Source organism: Microbulbifer sp. CAU 1566, assembly GCF_023156515.1.
Lineage (GTDB): Bacteria > Pseudomonadota > Gammaproteobacteria > Pseudomonadales > Cellvibrionaceae > Microbulbifer.
Map to the genome: position 1 here is coordinate 1 of NZ_JALNMG010000002.1, position 11766 is coordinate 11766.

Sequence of the window (11766 nt, forward strand, 5' to 3'; positions counted from 1 at the left end):
GACGAACCGCCTCCCGGCGGAACTCCTCCGTATATGCCGCAACCTTCTTCTTACCCATGATACACCTCCGTGTTAGGCCGAAACCTAACTATACAGGGTGTCTACTTTCTGTGGGTAACACTGAGATTTAACACCGCTCCAATTTATTGATAAATGGAAGAAGTCAAAGCTAAAGGAGCGTGCTGCTGCTCAAGAACATTTTATCGATCTGTGCCGTCTTCTCGAACATCCGACGCCTGCCGAGGCTGATCCAGAGGGAGAGTGGTTTACGTTCGAGTATGGAGCACAGAAGACTACGGGATCGAATGGGTTTGCCGATGTTTGGAAAAAAGGGCATTTTGCTTTTGAATATAAGGGTAAACATAAAGACTTACAGAAAGCTTACGCACAGCTCCAACAATATGCCCCTGCTTTAGCAAATCCACCTCTTCTCATAGTATGCGATACCGATCAATTTATCATTCATACAAACTGGAATGATTTTGTCAGTGAAGTGCATAAGGTGGCCCTTGAAGATCTGTCTGATCCAGACACGTTAAATCTTCTTAGGTTTGCATTTCACTCGCCCGAAAAGTTAAAGCCCGCTAAATCCCGCCAACAATTGACAGAAGAAGTAGCGGGTAAGTTTGCAGCTATTTCTGAAGAGCTTAGACAACGTGGAAACGAACCACATGTGGTAGCTCATTTCGTTAATCGTATGATATTTTGCATGTTCGCAGAGGACATAGAGCTTCTACCTAAGGGGGTTTTTACTGATCTTCTAGAGCGTGCCCTTAAGAATTCGGACGATTTACAGCGTAAACTATCGTCTCTGTTTGCAATAATGAGAGTCGGTGGTGCGTGGGGGCCAGAAGATATACTTTGGTTTAATGGCGGTTTGTTTGATGATGATGTCGCGCTAGAGCTTACGCCAAATGAGATAAAGATGGTTTATGAAGCAGCGCGCAAGGATTGGAGTGATATTGATCCGTCAATTATGGGCACTTTGTTTGAAAGGGGACTCGATCCTTCAAAGCAAAGTCAACTAGGCGCGCATTACACGGACCGTGACATGATAATGAAAATTATCAATCCGGTCATTGTGGAGCCACTTGAGCGAGAATGGGATAAAGTAAAAAATAAAATAAATGAGGAGCTTAAAAAGGCCGAGCAGTATGAAGCCTTAAAGCCTGATGAAAAGACAACTAAGAAGGACTTAACTCAAAATGCTAGGCAAGCGACTGCCGCTAGGAATAGAGCGCAAAAAGTATATAATTTGTTCAAGGCAAAAATTAAGTCCTTTAAGGTTCTTGATCCAGCTTGCGGCTCAGGTAACTTTCTGTATTTGTCTCTTAAAGTTCTTAAAGATTTCGAGCAAAAGTTAAATATTTATGGTGAGGCTGCTTTTAAGCTCACCCAATCAATTCCCGAAATAAGTCCAGCTAATATTTATGGGGTTGAGGTTAACTCATATGCTGCTGAGCTTGCCAGAGTCAGTGTATGGATCGGTGAAATTCAATGGATAAAAAAACATGGCTTTACCTTTCCTGGAAATCCTGTATTAAAGAAATTAGAGAATATTGTTTGTCATGATGCATTGATTAATGAGGACGGTACAGAATACGTGTGGCCAAAGGCTACGGTAGTAGTGGGAAATCCCCCATTTATTGGTGATCGCAAGATGATTGCGGAACTAGGCGAAGAGTACACATTTAAAATAAGGAAGTTATATGAAGGTAGGGCACCTGGTGGATCCGACTTTGTTTGTTTTTGGTTTGCCAAAGCTCTTGATTATATAAAAAATGGAGATCTTGAAAGATGTGGGTTGGTATCTACTAATTCAATACGAGGAGGGATGAATAGGTTTGTGTTGGATGAGATCTCCAAAGATTTTCACATCTATGATGCATGGCCAGATGAGCCGTGGGTAAACGAAGGTGCTGCTGTCCGAGTTTCAATGATATCGTTTTCCCGCACCACAATGCTTCCTGTTAGATTGTCTGGGAGTTCTGTATCTAAAGTATATTCCGATCTTACATCGGCAGATCTAGGGGAAGACTTAACAAAGTCAGGAAAGTTAAAGACAAATAAAGATGTTGCCTTTATTGGCACCATGAAAAATGGCGGTTTTAATATATCGGGTGAATTGGCTAGAGAGTGGTTGTGCTTGCCCGCAAATCCTAATGGTAGAAAAAATAATGATGTTCTTCGCCCTTGGACTAATGGAATGGATATAACCAGAAGAACGTCAGGACAGTGGATAATTGATTTTAAGCCGGATGGGACACTTGAGTGGGCTTCATTATATGAGGCTCCTTTTGAGCATGTGTTGCAACATGTTAAGCCGAAACGAGATCACTTAAGGAGGAAGGCTTACCGTGAAATTTGGTGGAGGTATCAAGAGCCTCAAAAGAAAATGAGGGAGAAGTTATCCAAACTAACTCGTTATATAGTAACTCCACGTGTCTCAAAGTATAGGCTATTTGTCTGGCGACATTCTAGTGTCATCCCCGATAGTGCTTGTGTTGCAGTTTGCAAAGACGATGATCTAACTTTTGGTATTCTACATAGCAAGTTTCATACACTGTGGACTTTAAGGCTTTGTACGTGGCTGGGAAAGGGTAACGATCCTCGATATACGCCGACATCCTGTTTTGAAACCTTTCCTTTTCCTAAGGGAATGGAGCCAAATGTTGATGTGACAGTTGATGGCAATCCAAAGGCGGTGGCAATAGCTGAGGCTGCAAAAAAACTGAATGAGCTTAGGGAGAGCTGGCTAAATCCAGAAGATTCTATAAAGAGGATTCCTGAAGTTGTCGAAGGCTTTCCCGAAAGAATAATTCCAGTCAATAAGGCTGCTGAGAAAGCCCTAAAAAAACGTACTCTTACCAATCTTTATAATGATATGCCAACTTGGCTTAAAAATGCGCACAAACAGCTCGATGACGCTGTGGCTGATGCTTACGGTTGGTCTAGAAGTTTGGCGGACGAAGAGATTTTAGAAAAGCTTTTCGGACTAAACCAATCAAGATCTCAATAAATGGGGTAAATAAATGGGGTCACCCAATTGCTACCGGAGCGTTTTTTGATCTATCCCCTAAACAGCATGGCTGGAATGATTACCACCAAATTGACTTAAACGACGTTGTCTATGTGATATCCAAAGAGCGTCGAGTGGAGCACGGCTTTCAGGTCCTTGGGATCGTCGACGGCGTGGATCTTGAGGCGGATGACGTATGGGGTGAAAAGGTTAGATCCGTTACCGGGGGAAATCTTCGAGTGCTTTTTGGAGAGCGTGTTGAGGATGTTGGTGTGGATTACTCAGATTTTGTCAAGAGCAAAGGAATTTTCAGTCCAAAATTGAACCCTGTGACCGGCAAGATGTACCCGGGATTTAATTGCGTGAAGTTTCCTCAAGATATAGCATCGAGATAGTCGAAGCCAGAGTATATTTTGTAACTATCCAAACCTTTTGGGTTGGACGAAAAATTTACTCTGACTCTAAATTTCAAAATTCCTGGCGTTTTTGAGGGCATTAACTACGCTCATAACTTTTCGTTATGAGCTCTTGTGCAACGTCCAAATCGGATGGATCTCTGATGACGAGCTCAAAATCCCCTGTCCCCCAGTGACCAATTTCGGTGACGTTACGCGCATTCGGGTAGTTTTCTGCTTCCACGCCAGGTAGCTTGAGGTAAATCACCAGACGCGGATCATTGTTTCCATGGACGATCAAAAACGATGCAAAGTTCTTAATTCGCTTGAATGCGGTATATAACTTAAGCTCTTTTCGTTGCACTTCATCGCCCAATTGCTCTGTAAACTGGCAAATTTCATCGTACAGGTTCTTCAGGCTCTGTGGTGCTTCTGCTAAGCGGTCTGCTTGGCTCTTGTCGTTACTACGTGTTTTGGGTGGCAATTCTGCTTGGACTGGTGGGGTAGTAGAGACTGATTGAGTTGCGCTATGGGCGTTGATTAATTCAAGTAGCAAGAGGTCTTTACCGAAGTAGCGATAACGCATGAGTTCGATATTGCGGTTGATCTGTTGCACCGCATGCTCGTCAAATCGATTGAAGTCAGAGGCTATGCAGATAAGCCTGGTTCCACTCCACTCAATACTTTCGGCCTGGTCTTTGCCTAGCTTTTCCATTACCAGCCATTTAAATTCAGCCTGATGGTCCAGAAGCCAGTCTAAATAGAAGAGCCCCTGGTTAATAACGTTCTCATTCTTACTGCGCTTGTATTCGATGATTACCGGGCAGCCATTCTCATCAAGCCCCAGAGAATCGATACGCCCCTTGTGAGTTTTGCCTGTGCCATACTCGCTGGCTAAAAAGTGAACACCAAGAAATCCTAGCATGTGAGCTTCAATCTGGTTTTGCAGGTCTCGTTCGAGTGCTGCAGCAGTTCCAGGTAATTCACTAGCTGCGTCTGCGCTTAGGGAAAATAGCTTAATGTCGCTCATTCTCGGTGTGTCCTTCTACTGTGCCCGATACTTTATCAGTAGGTTGCGCCACGTACCATACGAGGAGCTGGTAGATAAAATTCAGGATAGAGAAGGGGGAAATCGGCTTTCCGGTATTTATCTTAGTGAGATAAACGGCTGCTAAAACGTCGGTTTGGCTATTATTTGTTCTGGTGTGGTTAATCTGCGATTCAGGTTGACTGACATACACTCCATTGAGCTTCAATACAGAGGTGCCAATCCATCTGGTTACTTATATGGATTGCTTGGTTGGCTGCAAGGTGAGAAATAAAGTCAGGAGAAGAAATGGAACGCTTCAAAATTCCATATGGAGTAGATGAGTCCGGTGAACTGGTTCCCGCCGAGTTCGCGAAAACAGGTAGTCAATACAAATGTCCAAATTGTTTGGAACTGCTCATACATCGCTCTGGTGATGTACGGACAAAACACTTTGCTCACCCTCCAGAATCTAACTGCAGCCTTGAATCAATTTTGCATATAACCGCAAAACGAATGATTCATCATGCAATTATGGAAAATGCACGAGGCCAGAAGACTATTTCCCTGAAAACCAGCTGTGCTAACTGCTCCAGTGATTTGTTGAAAGAATTGCCACCAGGAACGTTCTCAAAAGCAGCCGTTGAAGTTAAAGCGGGCGACTACGTATGCGATGTAATAGCATACCGGGATGAAACACCAAGATTGGCAATTGAAGTTTTCAATACGCATAAAGTTGGCTCTGAAAAGTCAGTCAGCTTGCCAATCCACTGGATAGAAATCACGGCGGAAGCCGCCATTGATAATCCATACCTCTGGGTTCCGACGCAGGCGGCGATAAAAGAGTCCTGTTGTAATAGCTGCCAAACACATGTTAAGCAAATAGTTGAGGTGGCTGACAGATTTGATATCGATCGCAATGTTTACTCACCGTTAAAAGATGCGAATAGTTCTACTTATATTGCAGATATTGAAACATGCTTTAAATGTAACATGGAAATTCCTGTGTTCTGGTGGCGGGGGGTGCCGTTCTGTCAAACTGAACCATCCGATCCTAAGCCGAAAACAATCAAACGCAGGTATTCAAAGCAATGGGGTGGGTCATACTGGGCAAATACATGTGCAAACTGCAATGTAATTCAGGGTGATAACCACCTGTATCTTTTCGATGGAGCTCCATTTGAGGGTATGCCACTGTCTCATCATACATATAGTGGTAAAGGTCACATTAATCTACGAAGCGGTGCCTCTGCGACATCGGAATTCATGAAAGTGGTTAGGCGAAATCTTTACGTTCCATAAAGTAAAATTCGAAGTGATCCCGTTCGTTAGGTCATCCACAGTTACGAACAATATCAAAGGTGAATGGATGGATCTGGTTGCCTTAAGGTTTGTTCATAGACCTTTGTGGTGGATATTGTTAATGCTAAAAATGGAATTTATTTCCCATGCAATATATATACGCACTATGTACAGAAGTATTTAATAGCCAGGAAGATTGGCTCTTGAGGTCGCCTGATACCGAGTACTTTTATGTCGGTAGAACAAAAAATCTTGAGAAAAGAAGAGTCGCACATAAAAGTAACGTTAATACTGGCTCAGAGTACCCATACCACGTGCGTATTAGAGAATTGGCTGAGAACTGGGATCTCGAAGAGTTGGATCGGTTCGAAGAGGATGCGGTCTCGGATGCAGAGGAGTTTTATATCATAAAACTTACGGCCAAAGGCCATCCTCTTTTGAATATAAAGCGAGGTGATAAATCGAAAGGTAAAGCTGAGAAGTTGATGGAAGATTTTTCACGTTGTGGGGTTAACTCCGCTAAAGATTATCGAAAGATTAGGCTAGAAAATCGTGAGGCACGTGTACTCCAGCGTGAAAGAATTAGCCTGTTGAAAGCTTTGAAGCACATCGGCCTAGATGAGTCTGGTGAGTTCAGGGTTTATGATCTTAACGGCCAAAAAATACAAGTTGAGAGGTATATGTCTAAAAAGCAAGTTGTTGAAATGCTCGCCCCATCTCGATTGGGTCCCCTCCAGAAATTGATTTCCAGGGTGGATGCATTCCTAGCGGCGCATAGCGCGTGAGAGGTGGGGGGTTACGGAATAATTGGGGTCAAAGTAAATTATTGGCGCCGAGTTATTTTCCGATGCATACCGTTAGCCACCCACTCTGAGTACGACCTATCGGCGTCCACTTAAAATGGGCTCACCAAATCCTCATCGAATCGCAAACCTTCGAGGTTAAATTCTTTTAGAAGCGCTTTGAAAGAAGAAGTGCAGTAAAGTGTATTACAACCTTTCATTTCTGATTTAAAGACAAAGCGCTGTGCCGCGTCCGCTTCGTCAAAGGAAAGATGCTCCAGCCCAAAGTCAGTACCATTCACATATTTCTTCACGGTATTTGCCGTGTCTTCTTTGCCAAATTCCAGGCAGTTGAAGATGTACATTTTTTGTTCGTTCGCAGTGACGGGTAGGAACTCTCCCTCCTGCTCTAAATATCGCTTTAATGCACCATAGGCTTTTTCATTCAGAACCATACACGTCGCATCCCAGAGCGAAATGTCCGGAATTTCAGTGCCATTGGGGGAAAGTGGCTGAAACTCACTTGTTACTGAGTCTTTCCAGATAGGGGAGAGTGGCTCATTTGATGCGGGGTATTGCATCAATTTATCTAGCAGCTCCATATCTCCAAGCTGCTCTGCCAAACTGACAACATCCAGTTGCAGCCCCATGAATTTTTCCGGCATTTGCTTTAATTGATATACGGTATTCATGCTTCTGCCGTCCATTCGCAGTCTTTCGGCATAGTAATCTTTTCGGGGTAACCGCCAAACTTGAGCATTGTTTTGACCTCTCTGAGGCGGCTAGTGACGGTCAGTTCAGTCAAGCCGGGTAGAGAGAAGAGGTCGCTAATCCATGTTTCATAGTTGTAGCGGTGGATCTCTTTGTGTGCGGGGGCTTGAGGGCAAGCCCAGTGACCTTTGTGCTCGTATTTTCTCGGCAGCCACGCTCCATTTTGCGGGTCATTAATGCCAATCCCATGAAGGTGCAAGTTGAGGCGAGCCCGCAACATACGGGGTTTCTGATGTCGGCCGATGCCCATAATAATGTGGTGTGCGTCATGGTGTTCACTCGGCTTTGGTTCATTAACCGCGGTCAAGTGATTACCCAGAAGTTTAGTGGGGTGGTGCTTCTCTTTGAGAAGTTCATTAGGGGATTTCGATTTGTTCGCTGCGCGATAGGCATCCAGTTTGGCCTGTAAATCCGCGAGCACCTCTACATGACGTTTCTGCTGCTGCAGGTGATCCCAGTCTTTTTTTCTTGCAAGCTCTCTTTCGTCTGCTTGTTCTTGGGTCTCGTTGGCAGGTGCACACGCTGCCTTTTTCTGGTGGTAATTATTCGCTTTTTGCTCTAGCTCATAGATCGCTAATTCCAGCGGTGAGGGCGCGACAGGAGGGGCGCCCGGAGCTCTGTCTTGTTTTGGCATATGATCTACCTATGCATTCCGTTGCTATTAGTGGGATTCTCAAGTTTCTCTCCGGCGGAGTCAATGTTTCGGCTACCGCAGCTAACTGACAGATTGAACATCCACGGAACATAGAGGTAGTCGCCGGAATATAACTCAAGAATCGAGCTTTCTGGACGGTAACTGATTTTATGTGGTTGTGTTCATTCCTCGGTATTGGTTGTTCTCTGTTCTTTTACGGGTGAATTCAGGGGCGATTCAGTTGTGCCGGGTTAAAAAGCAGGTGTGAATCCAAGGAAAACGCACCATGCGCCAGCTTCCATACCGATTACTCGCCGCTCTCACCATCACCTTGACGCTCGGTGGCTGTGTCACCTACCCAGCAGCTCCGCCGGTAATCGGCGGGAGCACCTATGTCCGCAAGGCTCCTCCGGTTTACTCCTATTCCGTGATCACCGATCCCGGCTATCGCTACTACGACGATACCCTCGGCGTTTACGTATTCTACGACCGCAGCGACGTTTTCTATCGACAGGGGCGTTACTATCGTTGGTATCAGGACCACTGGATCAGTGCCAGTCACTGGGGTGGCCGTTGGTATCCGGCCCCCAATTTCTATATCTCGGCAAACTTCAATGATCGCTGGCATACGCGCTTGCGCCGCCACGGTCAGCGCTATGCCGGAGGACACGACTACAGACCTCTGCGCCGGAACGATCATGACGACGGTTACAACCAGCGGGACCGGGATGAAAACAACGGGTATCGACATGATCGTCGTGGGCAGGGCCAGGATCGTGGCCGGGGCGGCGAACATGGATTTGCTGGTGCAGCCGAGTCAAAGGGGCGGGCGTCTCAGGTGGATAACCGGAGCCTAGATAACCGGAGCCTAGATAACCGGAGCCTAGATAAACGGAGAGAGGATCGCCGTAATGAACGTCCGAATCCACGTCAGAACCCAAGTCGGGACGAGCGGGTAGTCAAAGTTGCGGACAAGCCCACCGGCAATCGCGTCCCAAGAGTTGTTCCTGCAGTAGAGCGTCCGGCAACTGATCGCCGGACGGTAAGCGACAGGCCCAAACCGCAAACCCAGCGCGGCCAGCCCCAGCGCAATGCGCCTAAAGATCGGCGCAATACTGCCGCGAAGCCAGCTCCGCCCCGGAAGGGCAAGCAACCAAAGAACGAGGAATCTGAGAGCGAGAAACCAAAGAGCGAACAACCAAAGAAAAAGAAAAAGGAAAAGAAGTCCAAAAAGAAAACGGACAAGCGCGATCAAGTAAGCCGGGTGCGTGAGCCGCTCACCCACCGGTCTAATGAGGCGCGCCGCCAGATCGATTGATCCTGTCTAATAAATAGAGAGAAATCGCGACTATTTACTGCTGTTCACGCTTTTGGCTCCGACGAACATCGCAAATAGCCGAATGCCTATGGAAATGAGAATAAGCATGCTTGGCGCCGTAAGAGTAGGCATTGCTTTTAATTGGGTGATTTCTCTTTGAATGATCATCGTTTGATGAGGGTTGGACTGGTGCTTTGAAACCTGGCTGACGTTTTGCTTGAGTAACTTATCGAATGACTCAACTTCTCCCGCAAGCATATCCAGGAGTTCCAATTCGGTCTTTCCTTCCGTTGGTAGCTTTCGCATATCCGCCTTAATCGCATCACCAATTTTTTTCCATTCCTTAGCGAGGAAGGCTTCAAGCGATGAGAGTGTCCCTAGCTTTGAGTTTACGGATTGATTGGCTCGGTAGGCGTTGTGTCCATGGGCCTCGGTCGCCATCACTCTGCCAAAGTGCTGTACGCCATGTTTGGCGGTGTTCAGGTTCCGGCTGATCAAGGCGAGTTGATCCATGGTCTGATTCAGAGTCTGATTCCAGTTCGGATTTTTATCCTTGTTTTTAATCGCTGCCAGAGCGGTGTTCACCAGTCGACTTACCTGTTCCTTGGTCGCGTGTTCGTTAATAGACATGTCCTTATATCCTCATCCAATCGCTGAAGAGCTTATTCTATCCGTCTGATTTGAGATGAATATGAAATGATCCATTTTTCTCAGTTGAAATAAATGGGGCCAGATCAATATTTTTGTATCGCATAAGCTCAATAACATGAACTCGATAATGTTGAACTGGCCCTATTTATTCGGCTCGGAAATCCTGGCTGCGGTCTTCTACACGAGGTGGTTGAACTTGCTGCTGCTGCGGCGCCGGTTGCCGTATTGGTCGACGCGGACGCCGACGGCGGTTTCGATTAGCCCGGTCACGTCGTCTTCGATGCCGTGCGCGTCACGCTCGGTGGGTTGGTTGGCGTAGAAATTCCATGGCGAGTGATCGCTCTGAGCGAAGTTGCCGACCCCGGAGAGGGTGGTCTTGTAGCACTCCCGCATCCACTCCTCGACCTCGAGTTTGATGGTGGTACGCTTGAACCAGATCGGGCGGGCCGTCCCGCAGAAGGTCCGGAAGTTGTTGCGCGCGTTCTGGGAGGCCTGATTGGACACGTTCAGTGGCACGCTGAGCCATCTGGAAATCATCTGGGGCGTTGCGGTCACGTCAGTGCCCTGGCTGACGTCCTGGAACATCCGAATTCGATCCTGGACCGTGCCCATACCATTGACACTGGTGTGGGCGTTTATCTTGGAGCTCGAGCTCTGGTCGGGGAACTCGATTTCGCCGCCCGCGAGACCCTGCGAGATACGGAAAAACTGCTCGCTGTGACGGGTCTCATGGTAGATCGTCGCGCACAGCTCGATGAAGTCCTCGTAGATCAGATTGGCGTTGTTGGTGTAGTTGGCGTTCAGCCTCAAGCGCCAGCTGCCCCAGCTGAAGGAGCCGCATAGGCCCGGGCCCAGATTGTTGTGGGATACTGCCGGCGTGGGCATGAAGGTCGTCATGCCGCGAATCGCCTGCTCGATCGACTGCCGCCGACGGGTTGTCCGGCTTCCTCCGGGGCGGTTCCAGTCCTTCCAGACATCGCGCATGCGGTTGGCGAAGGTTTGCTTGGTAACTTGGAGATGGAGAGTCACTGTCTTGCCTCCCTGGCTGTTATTAGGTTGCCGATGTTTACTGTTCGGCGGCGCGAACACTCCTCATTCGGGCGCGGTCATATTCTCTCAGCTTGACCGTTCATTCAAGGGTCGCTTGTCAACTCCGTGACGAATTGCGCCGTGACATCACGGGTATCATGCGTACCAGAATAATTCGGGTCAGAGTCAAATATTGAGGATTGGCTTTTTTGGGGGCTAGCGTCAAAAAAGTACTAAGACCCAAGTTTTATTCGTCTAGTTGAAATGTGCTCACCAAGTTCTCATCGAATCGCAATCTTATCTGGTTGAATTCTGTGAGGAGGTCTTTGAATAAAGCGGTGCAGAAATGTGTATTGCAGCCTTTCTTTTTTGATTTAAATCCCGAAGCTCGGCCGAGGTATACAGCACCAGTTCCAGGTTAATTATGAGGGGAAGGGCGGGAAGGGCAGGCGCTGCATCCGCGCCCATCCTGCCACTTTCAATTTTCAGTGAGGCCGGAGCGATCTGAGCCTCGGCGTAAATGGCTTTAAAACGCTGGACGTTTTGTGTAGTGATATCCCCCTCGGCTATTCAATATCATCGGATAATTCCAAATTAGTGCGATATCGGGGTTGGAACAGATCACTGGTGATCTGCAATTACTCGGAATCTGCTTTCAACGGATTAAATATTGAATTGATTTTCTAATTTAAATGGCACTAACGTGCAATTTGTGAGGCTGGCTTCGGTCAGCTTTTACGTTTCAAACGAAAAAACATCATTAATGGTGTTCCATGTCACCGATATTGGAGTTCTTGTAACTTGTTCCGCTCCTTTTAATAGGAGAGAATCGCGCCAA

At 46.8% G+C, this 11766-nt stretch carries 9 protein-coding genes; 4 read left to right on the forward strand and 5 right to left on the reverse strand.

Annotated features, from left to right (window positions below; genetic code table 11):
- Positions 1–145 precede the first annotated feature (145 nt).
- Positions 146–3019: a DNA methyltransferase gene (locus tag M0G74_RS05180; RefSeq protein ID WP_348983697.1), complete on the forward strand. Its 2874-nt coding sequence runs from the start codon at positions 146–148 to the stop codon at positions 3017–3019.
- A 495-nt stretch (positions 3020–3514) separates the two neighbouring features.
- Here M0G74_RS05180 and M0G74_RS05185 read toward each other — a convergent pair whose 3' ends face one another.
- Positions 3515–4444, reverse strand: a complete 930-nt coding sequence (locus M0G74_RS05185) for a DUF5655 domain-containing protein (RefSeq protein WP_248215329.1) — start codon at positions 4442–4444, stop codon at positions 3515–3517.
- A 306-nt stretch (positions 4445–4750) separates the two neighbouring features.
- Here M0G74_RS05185 and M0G74_RS05190 point away from each other — a divergent pair, with 306 nt between their 5' ends.
- Positions 4751–5743: a competence protein CoiA family protein gene (locus tag M0G74_RS05190; RefSeq protein ID WP_248215331.1), complete on the forward strand. Its 993-nt coding sequence runs from the start codon at positions 4751–4753 to the stop codon at positions 5741–5743.
- Positions 5744–5889: 146 nt separating this feature from the next.
- Complete coding sequence (locus tag M0G74_RS05195) at positions 5890–6528, forward strand: hypothetical protein (protein ID WP_248215333.1); 639 nt, start codon at positions 5890–5892, stop codon at positions 6526–6528.
- Between the two features lie 110 nt (positions 6529–6638).
- On the opposite strand, the gene M0G74_RS05200 is transcribed toward M0G74_RS05195, so the two are convergent.
- Together M0G74_RS05200 and M0G74_RS05205 are read right to left on the reverse strand one after the other, a co-directional pair.
- On the reverse strand, positions 6639–7217 hold the full coding sequence (locus tag M0G74_RS05200; RefSeq protein ID WP_248215335.1) for a hypothetical protein: 579 nt from the start codon (positions 7215–7217) through the stop codon (positions 6639–6641).
- On the reverse strand, positions 7214–7930 hold the full coding sequence (locus M0G74_RS05205; RefSeq protein ID WP_248215337.1) for an AHH domain-containing protein: 717 nt from the start codon (positions 7928–7930) through the stop codon (positions 7214–7216). The genes M0G74_RS05200 and M0G74_RS05205 overlap by 4 nt, the downstream gene beginning before the upstream one ends.
- 286 nt (positions 7931–8216) lie before the next feature.
- On the opposite strand from M0G74_RS05205, the gene M0G74_RS05210 reads away from it, so the two are divergent.
- Entirely contained in the window at positions 8217–9248 is a 1032-nt protein-coding gene (locus tag M0G74_RS05210) for a hypothetical protein (RefSeq protein ID WP_248215339.1), read from the forward strand.
- 30 nt (positions 9249–9278) lie between these two features.
- Here M0G74_RS05210 and M0G74_RS05215 read toward each other — a convergent pair whose 3' ends face one another.
- Both M0G74_RS05215 and M0G74_RS05220 read right to left on the reverse strand, forming a co-directional pair.
- A complete protein-coding gene (locus tag M0G74_RS05215) occupies positions 9279–9878 on the reverse strand; it encodes a hypothetical protein (RefSeq protein ID WP_248215340.1) in 600 nt (199 codons plus the stop codon).
- 198 nt (positions 9879–10076) lie between these two features.
- Entirely contained in the window at positions 10077–10928 is an 852-nt protein-coding gene (locus M0G74_RS05220) for a hypothetical protein (RefSeq protein ID WP_248215342.1), read from the reverse strand.
- Between the last annotated feature and the right edge of the window lie 838 nt (positions 10929–11766).

Coding starts and splice junctions, on each gene's coding strand:
- M0G74_RS05185 (WP_248215329.1), bottom strand. CDS start 4,444: ATGAGCGACATTAAGCTATTTTCCCTAAGCGCAGACGCAGCTAGTGAA.
- M0G74_RS05190 (WP_248215331.1), top strand. CDS start 4,751: ATGGAACGCTTCAAAATTCCATATGGAGTAGATGAGTCCGGTGAACTG.
- M0G74_RS05195 (WP_248215333.1), top strand. CDS start 5,890: ATGCAATATATATACGCACTATGTACAGAAGTATTTAATAGCCAGGAA.
- M0G74_RS05200 (WP_248215335.1), bottom strand. CDS start 7,217: ATGAATACCGTATATCAATTAAAGCAAATGCCGGAAAAATTCATGGGG.
- M0G74_RS05205 (WP_248215337.1), bottom strand. CDS start 7,930: ATGCCAAAACAAGACAGAGCTCCGGGCGCCCCTCCTGTCGCGCCCTCA.
- M0G74_RS05210 (WP_248215339.1), top strand. CDS start 8,217: ATGCGCCAGCTTCCATACCGATTACTCGCCGCTCTCACCATCACCTTG.
- M0G74_RS05215 (WP_248215340.1), bottom strand. CDS start 9,878: ATGTCTATTAACGAACACGCGACCAAGGAACAGGTAAGTCGACTGGTG.